The sequence below is a fragment of the Ruegeria sp. BB9 genome (assembly GCF_056539345.1).
Map to the genome: position 1 here is coordinate 600235 of NZ_JBQFUU010000003.1, position 19556 is coordinate 619790.

A 19556-nucleotide genomic window follows, 5' to 3' on the forward strand; every position below is an offset into this window, starting at 1 on the left:
ACAAGCGCCCGAGCGTCAAAAAAGACACATGGTGCGCGCAAGTTTTTCCTGGGTGTCGGTTTTATTGATTGACTAGCCAATTAAAGATATCCGCTCGTTGATCTGACATCTAAAGGGAGGTTTGTCGGTGCTACTGGAATACATCCTGTCATTCGGGGTTCTGCTTGCTCTTGGGCTGGTAGCGTTCTTCGTCGTGAAATGGTGGAACCTGCGGTGCGTGGGCGTGACACCTGTACATCTGTTCACTTTCATCGCGATCCTGTTCACATCCGGTCTGGATGTCGGGCTGATCATGTTCCCGCTCACCGAATTCGGAGGCTATGCCGAAGATCCGGCCTATGCGTTCGCAAACCCGCTGGCGGTCGAGTTCGGGTTCTGGGGTTTCCTGATCTGGGCCTTCTATTTCCTGACGGCCTTCTATTTCTGCGTCATCGAGCCCCGAGTGCAGTTCTTTGAGATCCCGGTGGTCAAGCTGATCAACAATGTGGTGATCATCGGGACCTGCGCTTTCACCGCCAGCCTGTTCCTGATCTACCTGCCCGGATACCTGCCCGAAGTTGGTGATGGCGAGTCCGTGGTGACCACGTTTTACATCATCGTATTTGTCGTCATTCTGGCCGCGGCCTATTCCTCGACTGACCTGAAATACGTGCGGATTCTTTCTGTCGGCTCGACGTTTCTGTTCCTGGCACTGATCCTTGGCATGTGGGCCGCGGCCGGTATGGGCGTTGCGGGTTTCGTGGAAACCAGCAGCAATATCGGGGCGTATTTCGCCAATATCCACAAGTTCGTACTGCCTCTGACCGACTATCACGCCTTCTACCTGTTCTGGTGGTTTGCCTGGTCGATCATGATCGGTCAGTTCACCTCGCGCTTTGTCGGAGGGCTGACCACCTGGCAATTGCTGGCGGCGCTGCTGATCTTTCCGTCGATCCCCTTGGCGATCTGGTTCAGCGTGCTTTACTACTATCACCTGAACGGCATCAGCACCGCAGGCATCACCAACATCGCGATGGTGATCGTCGGCGTGACATTCGTGATCAACTCACTGGACTCGCTGATCAGGCTCTATACCGACAACCTGAACATGACGGTCGAACGCTTCGGCAAGACGGCCTATGTTGCCGGCAATGTGGTGCTTCTGTTTGTGCTGACGCTTCTGTTCCAGAGCCAGTGGCTGCAGATTCAGTGGATTGGCGCCGTGGTGGTTGGCCTCTACCTCGCCTGCGTGGTCTATATCCTGATCGCCAAGCGCAAAGAGGTGATGAGCATCGACTCGATGCCCGAAGATCGGGACTTGGATTTCCACAAGGTCGAGACTGTTCACTGACCTCGACCCACGAGAACACCGGGTCTGGTCCAACGGACCCGGTAAACAAATACCAAAGAAAAAGGGCCGCGAAATCGCGGCCCTTGATCGTTTTGCCTAAGGCGCGGATCAGCTGTTGACGCTGTCCTTCAGGGCCTTGGCGATGGTCATCTTCACAACCTTGTCGGCTTCTTTGGTGAAGGTCTCACCAGTGGCCGGGTTGCGCACCTGACGCTCGGGGCGCTCGCGGCAGTAGATCTTGCCGACGCCCGGCAGGGTCACAGCGCCTCCGGCCGAAACTTCGCGGGTGATCAGGCCAGTGATCGCCTCCAGCGCCGCGTTCGCGGATTTCTTGTCGGTTCCCATTTCCTCAGCGAGAGCAGCAACCAGCTGAGTCTTCGTCATAGGCTTTGCCATTTCTTGGTCTCCTTAACGTGCCCGATCTATTGGGCCTCACCGCGTAACTGTAACGGGATATTGTGGGCGAACACAACGAATAGTAGCACCGAAACCCCAAAAAATATGGGGATTTCGTTGCTTTTTTGCGTCAGAGGAAGGCCGTTTCGTCGAACGAGCGCAATTTCCGGCTGTGCAAACGTTCCAGCGGCATGCCTCGCAGGTGTTCCATCGCGCGGATTCCGATCGCCAGATGGCGGCTGACCTGGGTTGTATAGAACTCGGACGCCATGCCGGGCAACTTCAATTCTCCATGCAGGGGCTTGTCGGATACGCACAGCAAAGTGCCGTAGGGAACGCGGAAGCGATAGCCGTTTGCGGCGATCGTGGCGCTTTCCATGTCCAGCGCGATCGCGCGCGACTGGCTCAACCGTTGCACCGGGCCGGATTGGTCGCGCAGTTCCCAGTTTCGGTTGTCGACCGAAGCCACCGTGCCGGTGCGCATGATCCGCTTCAGCTCATAGCCTTCCAGCTCGGTCACTTCTGCCACGGCGCGTTCCAGCGCGACCTGAACTTCGGCCAGCGGCGGGATCGGGACCCAGACGGGCAGATCGTCGTCCAGCACCTTGTCTTCGCGCAGATAGGCATGGGCCAGCACGAAATCCCCCAGAGCCTGCGTGTTGCGCAGCCCCGCACAGTGGCCGACCATCAGCCAGGCGTGTGGTCGCAGCACCGCGATGTGATCGGTGGCGGTTTTGGCGTTGGATGGGCCGACGCCGATATTGACCAGCGTGATCCCCGACCCGTCGGCGCGTTTCAGGTGATAGGTCGGCATTTGCGGCAGTTTCAGCGGCTGTTCCAGCGGCGCGTCGGGGTCGGTGATCTCGACATTCCCGGTCGAGACGAAACTGGTATAGCCGCTGTTCGGGTCGGCCAGTTGCGCGCGGGCGTAGTTCTCGAATTCCGAGACATAGAACTGGTAGTTGGTGAACAGAACGTGGTTCTGGAAATGGTCCGGATCGGTGGCGGTATAGTGGGCTAGCCGGGCCAGCGAATAGTCGATGCGCTGCGCGGTGAACAAGGCCAGCGGGCCGACGCCATCCTGCGGTTCGTGCACACCGTTGACGATGTCGTCATTGGTGGTGGTCAGGTCGGGCACGTCGAACACGTCGCGCAGGGTGAACCCGGCCGCACCCTGATGCGGCACCACCAGATCGGGGTTGCCGGCCACGGCGAAATGCACCGGCATCGGTGTGGTCGAAGGGCCGATGGTCACCGGCTGGTTGTGGTTCTTGATCAGCAGCGCGATCTGCTGCGTGAGGTAGGACCGGAACAGATCCGGCCGGGTCACGGTAGTGGCGTGAACCCCCGGCTCGGACACGTGACCAAAGCTCAGGCGGCTGTCCACATGCGCGTAAGACGCCGTACGGATACGGATTTCCGGGTAATAGGCTCTGTACCGGACCTTGGGCGCGCCGCTTTCCATCGCCTCGGCAAAGCTTTCGCACAGAAAGGCGGTGGCCTCGTTATACAGCTCTTCCAGCCGGGCAACGGCTGCGGCGGCATCGGTGAAAATCTCGGGGTCCCGTGGGTCGGGAGTTGTTATTTTTGTCATGCGAGGGGTTCCAGAAGGTCAATTTTTTCGAATGTTCGGACATCCACCAGTCCCAGATCGGATATCCGCAGTTCGGGGATGACGACAAGGGCCAGCAGCGAGTGCTGCATATAGGCGTTGTTCAACTGACAGCCGCAGGCCTGCATCGCCTCGACCATTTTCTGCGCCTTGGCCGCGACGTCCGCGGCAGGGCTGTCGGACATCAGGCCCGCAATGGGCAGTTCGACCAGCGCCAGCTCTTCGCCATCACGGAAGATGGTGATGCCGCCGCCCACTTCGGCCAGACGATTGGCGGCCAGCGCCATTTGCTCGCGGTCGGTGCCGACCACGATCATGTGGTGGCTGTCATGCGCCACGGTCGAGGCCATGGCCATTCGGCCCTGATAGCCAAAGCCCGACACGAATGCGTTGGTGACGCCGCCCGTGCCCCGGTGCCGTTCGACCAGCGCGATCTGGCAGACGTCACCTTCGCCCTCGACCAGCCCGCCGATGATCGGCAGCTCGGCCTTCAGCGCCTGGGTAGGGGCCTGGTTCTCGACCACGCCGATCACGTTGGCGCAAACGCGGTTGGCGCCGTTTGGCGCGGGGATCTCGAAATCGGCGGCGGTCATGGCATGGCCCAGATGCACCGTGTTGCGTGCCCGGTCGGGCCAGTCGTAATGCGGGCAATCCACCGTGATCGCGCCATTTTCGGCCACCACCTGTCCGCGCGCTACGACCATCTCGATCGGCAGTTCAGTCAGGTTCGAACTGAGGATCACGTCCGCCCGGCGGCCCGGCGTGATCGAGCCGATCTCGCGCTCAAGCCCGAAATGGGTGGCGGTGTTGATCGTGGCCATCTGCAGGGCGATCAGCGGGTCGCAGCCACAGGCGATGGCATGGCGCACGACGCGGTTCATGTGACCCTCGTTCACCAGCGTGCCCGAGTGGCAGTCATCGGTGCACAGGATGAAGTTGCGCGGGTCCAGCCCCTTTTCGGTGACGGCGGTGATCTGGCTTTCCACGTCATACCAGGCCGAGCCCAGCCGCATCATCGACCGCATCCCCTGCCGCACGCGGGCAATGGCGTCGGCCTCGCAGGTGCCTTCGTGGTCATCCGCCGGGCCGCCGGCGACATAGGCTGCAAAATCAGGCCCTAAATCAGGGGATGCATAGTGTCCGCCCACCGTCTTGCCCGCGCGCTGGGTGGCGGCGATCTCAGCCAGCATCTTGGGGTCTGCGTTGATCACACCGGGAAAGTTCATCATCTCGCCCAGCCCGATGATGCCGGGCCAGGTCATCGCCTCGGCCACGTCTTCGGCGGTGATCTCATAGCCGGTGGTTTCCAGCCCCGGCGCCGAGGGCGCGCAGGACGGCATCTGGGTGAAGATGTTGACTGGCTGCATAAGCGCCTCGTCATGCATCATCCGCACGCCGTCCAGCCCCAGTACGTTGGCGATCTCATGCGGGTCGGTGAACATCGACGTGGTGCCATGCGGGATCACCGCGCGGGCGAATTCGGCCGGGGTCAGCATGCCGGATTCGATGTGCATATGCGCGTCGCACAGGCCGGGGATCATGTAGCGGCCCTTGGCTTCGATGATCTGCGTGTCGGGGCCGATGCAATGGCCAGCGTCGGGGCCGACATAGGCGATGCGACCTTCGGCGATGGCGATGGAGTGATCGGGCAGCGCCTCGCGGCTGTGCACGTTGATCCAGATCCCGCCGCGAATGACCATGTCGGCGGCTTCGCGGCCGGCGGCAACGGCGATCAGGCGGGGGGCGACGTCGGGCCAGGATGGGAAGGGTGCGTATTCCATGGCACAACTTTCCCGAATGCATCGGAAGGTGCAACCCCTGCCGTGCCACCTTCATGAAACCGTCATCCGACCGATTGCGGGGCAGCAAATGCTTGATCCGCGCCGCGATGCGGGGTCTGGTAGGGACATGGATTACGAAACCATGGATGCCGACAGTTTCGGCCGCAGCCTGCGCGGGATCGGGCTGAACCTGCTGGTGCGCGATGTCCCGGCGGAATGCGCATTTTTAGAGACTGTTTTTGGCCTGAAATCCCATCAGGTGACGGCGGATTTCGCCATCGTCACCTATGGCGCTCAGGTGTTTCAGTTGCATTCGGACGGCACCTATCATTCCAACCCGCTGCTGGGGCTGGTTCCCGAAACGCCCCCACGCGGTGGCGGGATCGAGATCCACCTGTACGACACCGACCCGGACGAGGCGGCGGAGCGCGCCAGGTCCGCTGGTGCAGTCGTCCTGCAGGAGCCGACCGACAAGCCCCATGGCCTGCGCGAGACCTATATCCTGTGCGAGAACGGCTATGCCTGGGTCGCCAGCCGCCCCAAGGACGGTTGAAAGTCAGGCGCGGTGTTGCTCGGCCGCGATTTCCGCCCTGATCCACTCGGCAAAGGCCACGGCACCCGGGGTCTCCTCGGCCTGGGGCGACAGCAGCAGGTAATAGGCCTCGGGCATCGGTGCGCGATGCTCGAACGGCGCGATTAGGCGGCCATCGTCCAGAAGGCGTCTGGCGATCGTGTCATGGGCCAGACACAGCCCGCCTCCGGCCATCGCGACGGACAGGCCGACCATATAGGTCGTGGCATAGGTAATCGGCGGATTCTCCCAGTTTAGACCCTGATCTTCGGCCCAACTGGCCCAGTTCGACAGCAGGTTTGAGCAATCGTAGAGCGGTTGCCGCTGAAGGGTCTCCAGCGTGACCGGGAAACCGGGGGCGCAGACCGGGTAATAGTGATCGCTGCGCAAAAGCTCGGTTCGGACCGTGTCGGCCGGGCGCAGGGAATAACGGATTTCCACCGCCGCGCCTTCGGCCATCTCGCGCGGCTCCCACAACTCGGTGAAGATGTTCAGGCGGACATCGGGGTGCAGCACGCGGAAGGCGGGCAGGCGGGGGGCCAGCCAGTTCACCGAGAAGGTGATGTTGCACTGCACCTGAACGGTATTTTCCTGCTGCCCGGTCACGGCCTGGGTGCCACGCACCAGCGTCCGGAACGCCTCGCGTACGACGGGCAGATAGGTGATTCCGGCCTCGGTCAGCCCCAATGCGCGGGGGCGCCGGTGAAACAGAGGTTGGCCCAGATAGCCTTCGAGCGATTTGATCTGCTGGCTGACGGCGCTTTGCGTCATGTTCAGATCACGCGCTGCGCCGGTGAACGACAGGTGGCGGGCCGCGGCCTCGAACGTGCGCAGCCAACCGAGGGGGGGGAGCGGGTTTCTCATCGCATAACCCTGCCATAAGCTGGGCTTATGCCAAAGCGGCGATTTTTTCGTTGGTCAATTGCGCCCCGGCCCGGCACGGTTTTCACCAGCCACCTGTCCAAGCCGAATGGAGCCCCCCGGATGAGCGTCACCAGTCTGAAACGGAATATCGACCATTGGCAGGAGCGCGTGGACATGGCCGCCGCCTTCCGCTGGACCGAGCGGTTGAACATGCACGAAGCGGTCGCCAATCACTTCAGCCTTGCCGTGAACGAGGATGGCACGCAGTTCCTGATGAACCCGAACCAGATGCATTTCGCGCGCATCCGTGCCTCGGACCTGCTGCTGCTTGATGCCAACGATCCCGACACAATGAGCAAGCCCGGCGCACCGGACCCCACCGCATGGGGTCTGCATGGCTCGATTCACCGCAAATGCCCCAATGCGCGTTGCGTGATGCATGTGCATTCGATCTTTGCCACCGTCCTGGCCTCGCTGGCCGACAGCAACTTGCCGCCGATCGACCAGAACACTGCGACCTTTTTCAACCGCTATGTCATTGATGACGAATTCGGCGGTTTGGCCTTTGAAAGCGAGGGTGAGCGTTGCGCTGGAATGCTGCAGGACCCGAAAAAGAAGGTCATGATCATGGGCAACCACGGGGTGCTGGTGATCGGCAGCGATGCGGCCGATGCCTTTAATAGACTCTATTATTTCGAGCGCGCCGCCGAGACCTATATCCGCGCCCTTCAGACGGGCCTGCCATTGCGGGTGCTGTCGGATGAAATCGCGGAAAAGACCGCGCAGGAACTGGACGACTATCCCGATCAGGCCGCTGCGCATCTGCGCGAGATCAAGGCCGTTCTGGACTCCGAAGGCTCGGACTACGCCACCTAGAGGGTTTTGTCATGACCGATGCATCGCATGATCCCGAAGCCGCCCGTTGGCACTATCGGCCGTCTGACCCTGTGGCGTTGAACCCTTTGTTCAGCTGGCCGCCCAGACCGATGGCGGTTGTGAAATGGTACGGCGGTGCATGGTTGCAGATCACCGCGCTGACCCTGTGCCTGGTGCTGGCGCTGGCGGCTTATGTGTTGTTCCTGCCGCCGCTCGATGCGATGCAAAGCTTTGCGCCGGGCTGGATGTTCCGCGTCTGGCTGCTGAACATGGTGCCTCAGATCCTTGTCGCGGGCGGGCTGCACTGGTGGCTGTACATGCGCAAGGGGCAGGGTATGTACAAAAAGTTCGATCGCCGCGACCTGACCCGCGACAACGGAACCTTCACCTTCCGCAATCAGGTCTGGGACAACATCTGGTGGACGCTGGGCAGCGCCATGACGGTGGCGACCGTCTATCAATGGGTGATCTACTGGGCAATGGCCAACGGGTATGCGCCAACAGTCACTTGGACCAGCGCGCCGGTCTGGTGCGTGATCTGGATGCTGTTCATCCCGATGTGGTCGGGTCTGCATTTCTATTGGGTGCACCGGCTGGAGCATCATCCGAAACTGTACAAGCATGTGCACGCGGTACATCACCGCAACGTCAATGTTGGGCCGTGGTCGGGCATCTCGAACCACTGGTACGAGAACCTGCTGTACTTCACGACCTATTTCATCCACCTGATCGTGCCCTCAAACCCGCTGCACCTGCTGTTCCATGTCTATTTCCAGCAGATCAGCCCGGTCCTGTCCCATTCGGGGTTCGAGAAGCTGAAAGCGGGGGATACGGACGCCGCGCGGGCCGGCGATTTCTTTCACCAGCTGCACCACCGGTATTTCGAGTGCAACTACGGCACGTCCGAGATTCCGTTCGACAAATGGTTCGGCACCTACCATGACGGATCGGCCGAGGCGACGACGCGGACGCGGGCCTACAAGAAACAGATGTATACCTAGCGGGCCCGGCTGCGCAGGGCTCGTGGACTGAGACCGAACTCGGCCCGAAAGGCGCGGGTCAGCGCGCTGGGGTCCTCATAACCCGCGCGCAGAGCGATTTCGGCAACACTCAGGTCGGTTTCCGCGGCCAGCTTGCGCGCAAGGTTCAAACGCATCCGACGATAGACCTTGGCCGGCCCGGCCCCCAGGTCCGCCCGCATTCGGGATTCCAGCGCTTTTTGCGACCGTCCCACGCGTCGGGCAATCTCGGGGATCGGCAGAGGGGTCTCGAGATTTTCCTGCATCAGTGCCAGCGCTTTGTTGACATGCGAACTGGCCGAGCCAGCGCCGCCGGAATGTGACCGGGCGGAGTCGCGGGTCATGAACAGCTGCGCGACTTCCAGTGCCAGCGCCTGACCGTGATCCTGCCCGATCAGGTGCATCACCAGATCGAAGGCGGCCATCGCGCCCGAGCAGGTGATGCGGTCACCGTCGATGACATATCGCTCGCGGCAGGTCTCGACTTCGGGGAATCGCTCGGTGAACGCGGTCAGCTCCTCCCAATGGATCGTGGCGCGGTGGCCGTTCAGCAATCCGGCCTGGGCCAGCAGCCAACTGCCGGTGTCCAGCCCGGCGAGGGTGCGAAAGCGCCGCGTCGCCGCACGCAACCCCGCCTGGGTGCGCCAACCTCCATGTGCCTGAAACCCGTAGGAGGGCATCACCAACAGCATATCCCCATCCGCATCCGTAAGCGCCGCGTGGGGCGCCACCTGCAACCCTGAGGATGACGTGACCGGCCTCGGATCCAGTGACAGGAATTGCCAGTCATACAGTCGCTGCCCCGACAGCGTGTTGGCCGCGCGCAGCGGCTCGACCGTGTTGGCCAGGCAATGGTTCGAGAACCCGTCGAACAGAAGTACCCCGAATCGCTGCGGTGCGGCGGGTGATTTGCTCCATTTCTGCATGATCGAAGTCTAGTTCTGCATTATTGAGACCTCAAGCCGCGTCAGGATTATCGCACGCCCAGAAACCGGAGACCCGCGATGCAATATGGCCTGACCGACGAGCAGGAGATGATCGTCTCGACCGTCCGCAGCTTTGTGGAAAAGGAAATCTATCCCCACGAAGAGCTGGTTGAACGCACCGGCGAGGTGCCGAAAGAGATCGCTGACGAGATCAAGCGCAAGACGATCGAGCTGGGCTTCTATGCCTGCAACTTCCCCGAAAGCGTTGGCTGTGCCGGGTTGAACCACTTGGAATTCGCGCTGGTCGAGCGCGAGTTGGGGCGCGGGTCGATGGCACTGAACCACTTCTTCGGGCGGCCGCAGAACATCCTGATGGCCTGTCAGGGGGATCAGATCGAACGCTATCTGATGCCCGCCGTGCGTGGCGAAAAGATGGACGCGCTGGCGATGACAGAACCGGGCGCGGGTTCGGACGTGCGGGGCATGAAATGCTCGGCCGCGCGCGATGGCGGCGATTGGGTGGTGAACGGCACCAAGCATTTCATCTCGGGCGCGGAACATGCCGATTTCATCATCGTTTTCATTGCCACGGGCGAGGATCAGACGCCGAAAGGTCCCAAGAAGCGCATCACCGCCTTTCTGGTCGATCGCGGCACGCCGGGCTTCACCATCCGCGACGGCTACAAATCGGTCAGTCATCGCGGTTACAAGAACATGGTGCTAGATTTCGACGACTGCCGCCTGCCCGACGCGCAGGTGCTGGGCGAGGTCGATGGCGGGTTCGAGGTGATGAACACCTGGCTGTATGCCACTCGCATCACCGTGGCGGCCATGTGCGTGGGCCGCGCCCGCCGGGCCTTCGACTATGCGCTGGACTATGCCGCCACCCGCGAACAGTTTGGCCAGAAGATCGGCAAGTTTCAGGGCGTCAGCTTTCAGATCGCCGACATGATCACCGAGATCGACGCCGCCGACCTGCTGACCCTGGCCGCCGCCGACCGGCTGGACAAGGGCCTGCCCGCCAATCGCGAGATCGCCTCGGCCAAGCTCTATGCCTCGGAAATGCTGGCGCGGGTGACCGATGCGGCGATCCAGGTGCATGGCGGAATGGGTCTGATGGATGACTATCCGCTGGAACGCTTCTGGCGCGATGCCCGGGTCGAGCGAATCTGGGACGGCACCAGCGAGATCCAGCGCCACATCATCAGCCGCGACCTGCTGCGCGCGTTGGGGGCGTGAACATGACGCCGGGCCTCAGCGGCGCGGCGGGTGCGCTCGCGCCGGGAAAGCTCGCCGCGCTGAGGCGGATGCTGGGGTTCCGCTCGCTGGCGGTGATTGGCGGGGGCGCATGGTGCGCCGAGGTCATCCGCCAGGTGCGAAAACTAGGGTTCACCGGCCCTGTCTGGCCGGTGCATCCCAAGGCCGACGAGGTGGCGGGCGAGCGCGTCTTTGCCAGGGTCGAAGACCTGCCCCAAGCGCCCGACGCGGCCTTTGTCGGCATCAATCGCCGCGCCACCATCGAGGCGGTCGAGGCTCTGTCCCGCATCGGCGCGGGCGGCGCGGTGTGTTTCGCCTCGGGCTTTACCGAAGCGCTGGCCGAGGACGCCGACGGGGCCGATCTGCAGGCGCAGCTTGTGGCTGCAGCGGGGGACATGCCGATCCTCGGTCCCAACTGTTACGGCTTCGTCAACGGGTTGGACCGGGTGGCGATCTGGCCCGACCAGCACGGGATGCGCCCGGTGGACCGGGGCGTCGCGATACTGACGCAAAGCTCGAACATCGCCATCAACATGACCATGCAGCGCCGGGCGCTGCCGCTGGCCTTTATGCTGACCTGCGGGAATCAGGCGCAGACCCATCAGGCCGAAATCGCGATGGCGCTGCTGGAGGATGACCGGATCACCGCCATCGGCCTGCATGTCGAGGGCTTCGGCGACCTACGCAAATGGGAAGCGCTGGCGGCCAAGGCGCGTGACCGGGGCGTACCGATCGTGGCCCTCAAGGTGGGGCGGTCAGCACAGGCGCAGGCGGCGACCATTTCGCACACTGCGTCGCTGGCGGGAAGTGATGCCGGGGCGCAGGCGTTTCTGGACCGGCTGGGAATCGCGCGGCTGAACGACGTGCCCGAGTTTCTGGAAATACTGAAACTGTTGCATGTCACCGGGCCGCTGGACGGGACCGGAGTGGCGACGATCAGCTGTTCCGGTGGCGAGGCCAGCTTGGCCGCCGACATGGCCGAAGGAACCGGCCTGCACTTTCCGCCGCTCACCGTAGATCAGGTTTCGGGCCTGCGCGCGGCGCTGGGGCCGATGGTGGCGCTGGCCAATCCACTGGACTACCACACCTATATCTGGCGCGACGCTGACGCGATGGCACGGGCGTGGTCGGCGATGACGGGGCCGCATGTGGCGATGACGATCTCGATCGTCGATTACCCTCACACCGATGCCACCGATTGGGACTGCGCCACCCGCGCGGCGTTGACTTGCGCCCGCGAAACCGGCCGTCCCTTTGCCGTGGCCGCGACCTTGCCGGAACTGATGCCCGAGGGCGTGGCCAAGCGGTTGATGGCGGGCGGTGTCGTGCCCTTTGGCGGGCTGCGCGAGGCGCTGGCGGCGACACGCGCTGCAGCACGCCCGCGTCCCGAGCCGCAGGAGCCGGTTCTGCTGCCCGCCCCCGTTGAGGCCACAACCATACTTACCGAGGCCCAGGCCAAGGCCGACCTGGCCGCTTTCGGCGTGCCGGTTCCCCGCTCGGTCGTCGCGCGGGCGGATCGGGCGGAAAAGGCGGTGGACGGTCTGAGCGGACCCTTCGCGGTGAAAGGCGTTGGTCTGGCGCACAAATCCGAACATGGCGCGGTGCGACTGGGCGTTTCCGCGCAGGGTTTGCCCGAGATCGCGATATCATTCGGCACCGATGAGGTCCTGATCGAGGAAATGGCCCCGGCCGGGGTGGTCGAGCTGTTGATCGGCGTCACCCGCGACTCGGCGCATGGTTATGTCCTGACCCTTGGGGCGGGCGGGGTTCTGACCGAGATCTTGCGCGACTCCACCTCGATCCTGATCCCGTCCATGCCGTCTGCGGTCCGCGGCGCGCTGGGCAAGCTGGCCTGTGCGCCCGTGTTGAGCGGATATCGGGGCAAGCCCGGCGTGGATATTGATGCTGTCGTGCGGGTGGTCATGGCGGTGCAGAACTACGTCATTGCCAACGCGGCGGTCGTGGACGAAGTTGAAATCAACCCTCTCATCTGCGCGGCCGACGGTGTGGTCGCCGTTGATGCCCTGATCCGAAAGGCATGTTCATGAACCCGATCAAGACCTACCGCGATGGTGCAATCCTTCAGGTCACGTTGGACCGGCCCAAGGCGAATGCCATCGATCTGGCCACCAGCCGCGTCATGGGCGAGGTCTTCCGCGACTTCCGCGATGATCCCGACCTGCGCGTGGCGATCCTGACGGGGGGCGGCGAAAAATTCTTCTGCCCTGGCTGGGACCTGAAGGCCGCGGCCGAGGGCGATGCGGTGGATGGGGATTACGGCGTCGGCGGTTTCGGTGGTCTGCAGGAGCTGCGGGATATGAACAAGCCGGTGATTGCGGCCGTGAACGGCATCGCCTGCGGCGGCGGGCTGGAACTGGCCCTGAGCGCCGACATGATCCTGGCCGCCGATCACGCCACCTTTGCGCTGCCGGAAATCCGCTCGGGCACGGTGGCGGACGCGGCCAGCGTCAAGTTGCCCAAGCGCATTCCCTATCACATCGCGATGGAACTGCTGCTGACCGGCCGCTGGTTCGACGCAGAAGAAGCACACCGCTGGGGCTTGGTGAACGAGATCGTCCCGGCCGACCAGCTGATGGACCGCGCGTGGGACCTGGCCCGCCTGCTGGCCAGCGGCCCGCCGCTGGTCTACGCCGCGATCAAGGAGATCGTGCGCGAGGCCGAAGATTCCAAGTTCCAGGACATCATGAACCGCATCACCAAACGCCAGCTGCGGACGGTCGATGTGCTCTATGGCTCCGAGGACAATCTGGAAGGCGCCCGCGCCTTTGCCGAAAAGCGTGACCCGGTCTGGAAGGGCCGCTGAGCCGGATCAGGATTTCTCGAACAGGGCGATCAGCGCGGTGTCGTCCTTGTTGGGGCCGGCGGCCAGATCGCCGTAGATGCGTACCGGGGTCAGGGTCAGATGTTCGATCCGGCCCTTGGCCTGCAGAATGTCGAAGGCGGTTGCGAATCCCAGCGCCTCGAAGTGTTTGGCGTTGATCGACAGGGCGAATTGCGCCCCGGGCCGGGCCGCCCGCAGCAGGGCGGGCAGAACCTCGGGGCCAAGATGGCCGTGGGTGAACGTGCCCGACGACACGATGCCCGAATAACTGTCGCGCGGAACGGGGATGCCCTCGTTCAGGTCGGCCTCGATCGCGTCGCGGTAGATATCCTTGCGCATGGCCTTGTCCAGCATCTCGGCGCTGATGTCGGTGGCATCGATCGGCCCCACGCCCAGATCGGCCAGAACCGCGCCGCACAGGCCGGTTCCCGCACCCACATCCAACACCGGACCCTGTCCCCGGGCGCCGACAAAGGCGCGGGCGGTATGGATGTGCAGCTGGTAATCCTCGCGCGCGGCGAATCCGCGATCGTAATCTCCGGCCCATTCGGCATAGAGCCGTTTGTTGTCTGCCGGAGTTTTCAGCGCATAGGCCGCGTGCAGGCTGGGTTTGTCATCACTCATGACACCATGAAGGCGCAGGCGGGGATTCGAATCAAGTGCGGCCATCCGGCGCTTGCATCCCGCCCGCGGCGCGATCATCAATGGCCCATGACTGGAACGCTTTTTTCATTCGGGCACGGCTATACCGCCCGCGCCCTGTCGCGCCGGCTGGCCCCCAAGGGTTGGCGCATCGTCGGAACCACCCGCGATGCCGCCGAGAAGGACGCCATCCGTGCCGCCGGGGCCAAACCGCTAGTCTGGCCGGGCGAAGCCCCCGATCTGGACGGGGTCACGCATCTGCTGATTTCGACCGCGCCCACGGCCAAGGGAGATCCGGTTCTGGCCGCCCTGCGGGATGAGATCGCCGCGCGCGCCGGGCAGTTCGACTGGGTCGGGTACCTGTCGACCACCGCCGTCTATGGCGACCAGCAGGGGGGCTGGGTCGATGAAACCACGCCGGCGACCCCGACGGCCGAGCGCGGGCGCTGGCGGTTGCAAGCCGAGCAGGACTGGGCCGCGATCCCCGGCCTGCCGCTGCACATCTTTCGCCTTGCGGGCATCTACGGGCCGGGGCGGGGGCCGTTTTCCAAGCTGAAGAAAGGCGGGCTGCGGCGGATCATCAAGCCGGGGCAGGTCTTTTCGCGAATTCATGTCGAAGACATCGCACAGGTGCTCGAGGCGTCGATGCGCCGTCCCGATCCGGGCGCGATATACAATGTCTGCGATGACGAACCGGTGCCGCCGCAGGACGTGATCGGCTATGCCGCGCAGCTTCAGGGCCTGCCGCTGCCGCCTGCGGTGGATTTCGACACGGCCGACCTGACCCCGATGGCCCGCAGTTTCTACAACGAGAACAAGCGCGTTCGGAACGACCGGATCAAGACCGATCTGGGCGTGACGTTGAAATACCCCAACTACCGCGTGGGCCTTGAGGCGCTGCACGCGGATCAGACGTTGAAGGGCAGTTGATCAGACCACATCTGCCAGGATCATGTCGGCGGCCTTTTCCGCGATCATGATCGTGGGCGCGTTGGTGTTGCCCGAGACCAGCGTCGGCATGACCGAGGCATCGACCACCCGCAGCCCCTGCAACCCACGCACGCGCAGCTGCGGATCGACCACCGCCATGTCATCCACCCCCATCTTGCAGGTGCCCACGGGGTGATAGATCGTATCGGCCCGCGCGCGGATATGGCGTTCCCAATCCGCGTCGGTCCGGGCGGTGTCGGTGCCGAACATTTCCTTGTGGCGGTATTTGGCGAGGGCCGGTGCCTCGAGGATTTCGCGCGTCATCCGCGCGCCCTTGATCATCGTGTCCAGATCGCGCGGGTCGGACAGATAGGCCGGGTCGATCGCGGGCGCGGCAAAGGGGTCGGCGCTGTGCAGCGAAACGGTGCCGCGGCTTTCGGGGCGCAGTTTGCAGATATGGCAGCTGAACCCATATCCCAGATGCAGCTTGCGCGCGTGGTCGTCCACCAGCGCGATGGTGAAATGCAGCTGGATGTCGGGGCGGTCCAGATCGGGAGAGGTCTTCAGAAAGGCCGCGCCTTCCGCAAAGGGGGTGGCCGCCATCGACACCCCGGTCTTGCGCCACCGCAAAAGGTGTTTGATCAGTCCCACCGTACCGGCGGCGCCGATGCCGAAATTGTCGGTGTCCTTTGTCTTGTAGGCCAGGATGAAATCCAGGTGATCCTGCAGGTTCTTGCCCACGCCCGGCAACGCGTGGCGGACGGTGATGCCATGCGGGCTCAGGTCCTCGGGGTCGCCGATGCCCGACAGCTGCAGCAGTTGCGGCGATTTCAGTGCGCCCGAGCAGACCAGAACCTCGCGCGTGGCGGTGACGGTGAGGTCGGCGCCCTTGCCACCCTGGCGGTAAATCACGCCCGTGGCGCGGTGGCCGTCAAAGGTGATCTCGCGCGCCTGCGCCCCGGTGATGACCGTCAGGTTGGGCCGGTCCATGACTGGAAACAGATAGGCCGCGGCGGCCGAGCACCGCTCGCCGTTTTTGGCGGGGTCGTGGAACTGGGTGACCTGGTACAGCCCCGCGCCTTCGTTGTCGCCGCGATTGAAATCGTCGGTCACCTTGTGTTGCAACTGGGCGGCGGCCTCGACGAAGGCGCGGGTGATCGGGCGTTCCTCTTTCTGGTCGGACACCTGAAGCGGGCCGTCGGCGCCATGCAAGTCATCCGCGCCGAGTTCGTTGTTCTCGGACCGTTTGAAATAGGGCAGAACGCTGTCCCAGTCCCAGCCCTCGCAGCCCAGATCGGCCCAGCCGTCATAATCCTGCCGCTGTCCGCGCACATAGAGCATTGCGTTGATCGCGCTGGATCCGCCCAAGGCCCGGCCGCGCGGCTGATAGCCCTTGCGTCCGTTCAACCCCGGTTGTGGCACCGTTTCAAAGGCCCAGTTGTTGATCTTGGGTCGTCCCGGCAGCATGGCGACCACAGCGGCAGGCATCCGCACCAGAATACCGTTCCCGCCCCCGCCCGCCTCAAGCAGGCAGACCCGCGTGCCCGGATTGGCGCTCAGACGGTTGGCCAGCACACATCCCGCGGACCCTCCGCCGACGATGACGTAGTCGAATTGCATGGCGATCCTCCGCTGTGGCCCGCGCGGTGTCGCGCGTCACGGCCCGCAGTTTGAAGCACCGGCCGCAAAAGGCAATCTGGGCGTTGGGGAACGCGGCGTCATGTGGATAGGGATCGGTTGGAAAGAACCCGGTTGAGCCATAACCAATACCTATCAAATCAATCCGAAAACAAAATTTTTTCTCATGACTGGGATTTGCTATGACTCTGGGTATTCCAGCGGACTGCTGTCCGCCCCTTTTTGACGTGCCATTCGCACGGTTGCCTTGCAAACAGACTGACACCAGCCAGGATCGGAGATTGAGATGGACGGAAGCGACAACCCCAACACGGGCAAATGCCCCATCATGCACGGCGCCGGAACCCGATCGAACCGGGACTGGTGGCCCAACCAGCTGAACCTGGCGATACTGCACCAGCACCAACCGGCCGGCAATCCGCTGGGGGCCGAGTTCAACTATGCCGACGCGTTCAAGAAGATCGACTATGACGCGTTGAAACAGGACTTGTATGACCTGATGACGGATTCGCAGGACTGGTGGCCGGCGGATTACGGCCATTATGGCGGTCTGTTCATCCGCATGGCCTGGCACAGCGCCGGCACCTACCGGACGGCTGACGGGCGGGGCGGTGCCTCGACCGGGAACCAGCGGTTCGCGCCTCTCAACAGCTGGCCGGACAACGGCAACCTCGACAAGGCCCGTCGTCTGCTGTGGCCGATCAAGCAGAAATACGGCAACCAGATTTCGTGGGCCGACCTGATAATCCTGGCCGGCAACTGCGCCATCGAATCGATGGGCGGCAAGACCTTCGGCTTTGCCGGCGGCCGGGAGGACATCTGGGCGCCCGAGGAAGATATCTATTGGGGTGCCGAGACAGAATGGTTGGCCCCGACCGAAAACCCGCACAGCCGCTACTCGGGCGAGCGCGATCTGGAAGATCCGCTGGCCGCCGTGCAGATGGGCCTGATCTATGTGAACCCCGAAGGCCCGGACGGAGAGCCGGACGTGCTGGCCTCGGGCCGCGACATCCGCGACACCTTTGCCCGGATGGCAATGAACGATGAAGAGACGGTTGCACTGGTTGCCGGTGGCCACACATTCGGCAAGGCGCATGGTGCCGGGGACCCGGCTCTGGTCGGACCCGAACCCGAGGCCGCGCCGATCGAAGAGATGGGCTTTGGCTGGATCAACAAGTTCGGCACAGGCAAGGGTGACGATACCACGACCAGCGGAATCGAGGGCGCCTGGACCGCGAACCCGATCAAGTGGGACAATGGCTATTTCGACCTTCTGTTCGGTTATGACTGGAACCTGACCAAAAGCCCTGCCGGAGCGTGGATCTGGGAGCCGGTCGGCGTCAAGGAAGAGGACATGGCACCAGCTGCGCATGACCCGTCGAAAAAGGTCAAGACGATGATGACCACCGCCGACATGGCGATGCGCATGGATCCGATCTATGGGCCGATCTCGAAGCGGTTCCACGAAAACCCCGACGAGTTCGCCGACGCCTTCGCGCGCGCTTGGTTCAAGCTGACCCATCGCGATATGGGGCCAAAGGCGCGCTACATCGGCCCCGAGGCGCCGGCCGAGGAGCTCATCTGGCAGGACAACGTGCCGGCGGTGGACCATGATCTGATCGATGCCGCGGACGTGGCCGACCTGAAAGCCCGGCTGCTGGCTTGCGGCCTGTCGGTGTCGGAATTGGTCGCGACGGCATGGGCCTCGGCTTCGACCTTCCGCGGCTCGGACAAGCGCGGTGGCGCCAACGGTGCCCGCATCCGGCTAGCGCCCCAGAAGGACTGGGACGTCAACGAGCCCGAGAAACTGTCCAAGGCGCTGGATGCTCTGGCGGCGGTGCAAGCCGAGTTCAATGCCGCGCAGTCCGGCAACAAGAAGGTTTCGCTTGCGGATGTAATCGTGCTGGGCGGCGTTGCGGCGATCGAAAAGGCCGCCAAGGCTGCCGGGCATGACATTGATGTTCCGTTTGCACCCGGCCGTACGGATGCCACGCAGGACCAGACCGATGCCGAATCCTTCGCCCCGCTTGAACCATTCGCGGATGGGTTCCGGAATTACCAGCGCAAGGAGTACAGCGTGTCTCCTGAAGAGTTGCTGGTGGACAAGGCGCAATTGTTGACCCTGTCGGCACCCGAGATGACCGTCCTGGTCGGCGGTATGCGCGTTCTCGGTGCGAATTTCGGTGGCACGGCGCATGGCGTCCTGACAGACCGGGTCGGGGTTTTGAGCAATGACTTCTTTGTCAATCTGCTGGACATGGGCACCGAATGGAAGCCGGCGGCAGACGCCAATGGAGTGTATGAAGGCCGGGATCGGGCTTCGGGTGAGGTGAAGTGGACCGGAGCCCGGGTGGACCTGGTATTCGGTTCCAATTCACAACTCCGGGCTCTGGCCGAGGTTTACGGCCAGACAGATGCCGACGCCAAATTCGTTGGTGACTTCGTGTCGGCCTGGACCAAGGTGATGAATGCGGACCGCTTCGACCTGACTTGAGGCGGAACAGCTCCAATGATCAGCGCCGTCACGGGAAACCGTGGCGGCGTTTGTCGTGTCCGAGTCCTGGTCTTGCCAAGACGCGCGGCCACGATTCCACCCGCACCGCGCGGAGGGACCCTGAAAAATGGCCGACGCAAACCGCAAAAATGGGGAATATCGTGGGAGTTATTAAGCTAACCTATTGTTTTTATTAACACAGGAAAGATTCCGCCGAGAATTGCGAAGTTTTTTCAAAATGGGGGTTGCAGGTCCCGGACCTAATCCGTAAATACCCCTTCACCGGCGCTGCTGAGGCGGTGTTGGTTGGTCGGATGGACGGCCTGACGGACTGGAAAGACGGTTGAGACGCCTGGGAGAGACCGGGGGCATCTTGAG

General features: G+C 63.2%; 16 protein-coding genes. 9 read left to right on the forward strand and 7 right to left on the reverse strand.

Annotated elements, in window-relative coordinates:
- Positions 1–133 precede the first annotated feature (133 nt).
- Positions 134–1330 carry a BCCT family transporter gene (locus tag ACR0FC_RS13815; protein ID WP_170341442.1) on the forward strand — a complete coding sequence of 399 codons (1197 nt, stop codon included), beginning with the start codon at positions 134–136 and terminating at the stop codon, positions 1328–1330.
- A gap of 108 nt (positions 1331–1438) precedes the next feature.
- Here ACR0FC_RS13815 and ACR0FC_RS13820 read toward each other — a convergent pair whose 3' ends face one another.
- The 3 genes from ACR0FC_RS13820 to ade form a co-directional block, all read right to left on the reverse strand.
- Positions 1439–1726: an HU family DNA-binding protein gene (locus tag ACR0FC_RS13820; RefSeq protein ID WP_170340577.1), complete on the reverse strand. Its 288-nt coding sequence runs from the start codon at positions 1724–1726 to the stop codon at positions 1439–1441.
- A 130-nt stretch (positions 1727–1856) separates the two neighbouring features.
- On the reverse strand, positions 1857–3320 hold the full coding sequence (locus tag ACR0FC_RS13825; protein ID WP_170340576.1) for an AMP nucleosidase: 1464 nt from the start codon (positions 3318–3320) through the stop codon (positions 1857–1859).
- The gene (gene ade / locus ACR0FC_RS13830; protein WP_170340574.1) at positions 3317–5119 is read right to left on the reverse strand and encodes an adenine deaminase; all 1803 of its coding nucleotides are present in this window, start codon (positions 5117–5119) and stop codon (positions 3317–3319) included. The genes ACR0FC_RS13825 and ade overlap by 4 nt, the downstream gene beginning before the upstream one ends.
- Positions 5120–5246: 127 nt before the next feature.
- Here ade and ACR0FC_RS13835 point away from each other — a divergent pair, with 127 nt between their 5' ends.
- Positions 5247–5672: a VOC family protein gene (locus ACR0FC_RS13835; protein WP_170341441.1), complete on the forward strand. Its 426-nt coding sequence runs from the start codon at positions 5247–5249 to the stop codon at positions 5670–5672.
- Positions 5673–5675: 3 nt separating this feature from the next.
- On the opposite strand, the gene ACR0FC_RS13840 is transcribed toward ACR0FC_RS13835, so the two are convergent.
- Positions 5676–6554: a LysR family transcriptional regulator gene (locus ACR0FC_RS13840; protein WP_170340572.1), complete on the reverse strand. Its 879-nt coding sequence runs from the start codon at positions 6552–6554 to the stop codon at positions 5676–5678.
- 120 nt (positions 6555–6674) lie between these two features.
- Here ACR0FC_RS13840 and ACR0FC_RS13845 point away from each other — a divergent pair, with 120 nt between their 5' ends.
- Positions 6675–7430: a class II aldolase and adducin N-terminal domain-containing protein gene (locus ACR0FC_RS13845; RefSeq protein WP_170340571.1), complete on the forward strand. Its 756-nt coding sequence runs from the start codon at positions 6675–6677 to the stop codon at positions 7428–7430.
- A gap of 11 nt (positions 7431–7441) precedes the next feature.
- Positions 7442–8431: a sterol desaturase family protein gene (locus ACR0FC_RS13850; protein WP_170340570.1), complete on the forward strand. Its 990-nt coding sequence runs from the start codon at positions 7442–7444 to the stop codon at positions 8429–8431.
- On the opposite strand, the gene ACR0FC_RS13855 is transcribed toward ACR0FC_RS13850, so the two are convergent.
- A complete protein-coding gene (locus tag ACR0FC_RS13855) occupies positions 8428–9375 on the reverse strand; it encodes a GlxA family transcriptional regulator (protein ID WP_170340569.1) in 948 nt (315 codons plus the stop codon). The genes ACR0FC_RS13850 and ACR0FC_RS13855 overlap by 4 nt on opposite strands.
- 78 nt (positions 9376–9453) lie before the next feature.
- Here ACR0FC_RS13855 and ACR0FC_RS13860 point away from each other — a divergent pair, with 78 nt between their 5' ends.
- From ACR0FC_RS13860 to ACR0FC_RS13870, 3 genes are read left to right on the forward strand one after another with little or no spacing between them, the layout of a single operon-like run.
- On the forward strand, positions 9454–10614 hold the full coding sequence (locus tag ACR0FC_RS13860; RefSeq protein ID WP_170340567.1) for an acyl-CoA dehydrogenase family protein: 1161 nt from the start codon (positions 9454–9456) through the stop codon (positions 10612–10614).
- 2 nt (positions 10615–10616) lie between these two features.
- Positions 10617–12680, forward strand: a complete 2064-nt coding sequence (locus ACR0FC_RS13865; protein ID WP_170340565.1) for an acetate--CoA ligase family protein — start codon at positions 10617–10619, stop codon at positions 12678–12680.
- The gene (locus ACR0FC_RS13870; protein ID WP_170340564.1) at positions 12677–13456 is read left to right on the forward strand and encodes a carnitinyl-CoA dehydratase; all 780 of its coding nucleotides are present in this window, start codon (positions 12677–12679) and stop codon (positions 13454–13456) included. Before ACR0FC_RS13865 ends, ACR0FC_RS13870 begins: the two co-directional genes overlap by 4 nt.
- Before the next feature lie 6 nt (positions 13457–13462).
- Here ACR0FC_RS13870 and ACR0FC_RS13875 read toward each other — a convergent pair whose 3' ends face one another.
- Entirely contained in the window at positions 13463–14143 is a 681-nt protein-coding gene (locus ACR0FC_RS13875) for a class I SAM-dependent DNA methyltransferase (protein ID WP_480656823.1), read from the reverse strand.
- Positions 14144–14185: 42 nt separating this feature from the next.
- Between ACR0FC_RS13875 and ACR0FC_RS13880 the strand changes: the two genes are divergently transcribed.
- Positions 14186–15046, forward strand: a complete 861-nt coding sequence (locus ACR0FC_RS13880) for an SDR family oxidoreductase (protein WP_170340561.1) — start codon at positions 14186–14188, stop codon at positions 15044–15046.
- Here ACR0FC_RS13880 and ACR0FC_RS13885 read toward each other — a convergent pair whose 3' ends face one another.
- Complete coding sequence (locus ACR0FC_RS13885) at positions 15047–16666, reverse strand: GMC family oxidoreductase (protein ID WP_170340559.1); 1620 nt, start codon at positions 16664–16666, stop codon at positions 15047–15049.
- Between the two features lie 304 nt (positions 16667–16970).
- Here ACR0FC_RS13885 and katG point away from each other — a divergent pair, with 304 nt between their 5' ends.
- Complete coding sequence (gene katG / locus ACR0FC_RS13890; protein WP_170340557.1) at positions 16971–19178, forward strand: catalase/peroxidase HPI; 2208 nt, start codon at positions 16971–16973, stop codon at positions 19176–19178.
- The last annotated feature ends 378 nt before the right edge of the window (positions 19179–19556 follow it).

Excerpts from the sequence above, each read along its gene's own strand:
- katG (WP_170340557.1), top strand. The coding sequence starts at position 16,971 with ATGGACGGAAGCGACAACCCCAACACGGGCAAATGCCCCATCATGCAC.
- ACR0FC_RS13870 (WP_170340564.1), top strand. The coding sequence starts at position 12,677 with ATGAACCCGATCAAGACCTACCGCGATGGTGCAATCCTTCAGGTCACG.
- ACR0FC_RS13885 (WP_170340559.1), bottom strand. The coding sequence starts at position 16,666 with ATGCAATTCGACTACGTCATCGTCGGCGGAGGGTCCGCGGGATGTGTG.
- ade (WP_170340574.1), bottom strand. The coding sequence starts at position 5,119 with ATGGAATACGCACCCTTCCCATCCTGGCCCGACGTCGCCCCCCGCCTG.
- ACR0FC_RS13865 (WP_170340565.1), top strand. The coding sequence starts at position 10,617 with ATGACGCCGGGCCTCAGCGGCGCGGCGGGTGCGCTCGCGCCGGGAAAG.
- ACR0FC_RS13855 (WP_170340569.1), bottom strand. The coding sequence starts at position 9,375 with ATGCAGAAATGGAGCAAATCACCCGCCGCACCGCAGCGATTCGGGGTA.
- ACR0FC_RS13835 (WP_170341441.1), top strand. The coding sequence starts at position 5,247 with ATGGATTACGAAACCATGGATGCCGACAGTTTCGGCCGCAGCCTGCGC.
- ACR0FC_RS13860 (WP_170340567.1), top strand. The coding sequence starts at position 9,454 with ATGCAATATGGCCTGACCGACGAGCAGGAGATGATCGTCTCGACCGTC.
- ACR0FC_RS13825 (WP_170340576.1), bottom strand. The coding sequence starts at position 3,320 with ATGACAAAAATAACAACTCCCGACCCACGGGACCCCGAGATTTTCACC.
- ACR0FC_RS13845 (WP_170340571.1), top strand. The coding sequence starts at position 6,675 with ATGAGCGTCACCAGTCTGAAACGGAATATCGACCATTGGCAGGAGCGC.
- ACR0FC_RS13840 (WP_170340572.1), bottom strand. The coding sequence starts at position 6,554 with ATGAGAAACCCGCTCCCCCCCCTCGGTTGGCTGCGCACGTTCGAGGCC.
- ACR0FC_RS13850 (WP_170340570.1), top strand. The coding sequence starts at position 7,442 with ATGACCGATGCATCGCATGATCCCGAAGCCGCCCGTTGGCACTATCGG.
- ACR0FC_RS13820 (WP_170340577.1), bottom strand. The coding sequence starts at position 1,726 with ATGGCAAAGCCTATGACGAAGACTCAGCTGGTTGCTGCTCTCGCTGAG.
- ACR0FC_RS13875 (WP_480656823.1), bottom strand. The coding sequence starts at position 14,143 with ATGGCCGCACTTGATTCGAATCCCCGCCTGCGCCTTCATGGTGTCATG.
- ACR0FC_RS13880 (WP_170340561.1), top strand. The coding sequence starts at position 14,186 with ATGACTGGAACGCTTTTTTCATTCGGGCACGGCTATACCGCCCGCGCC.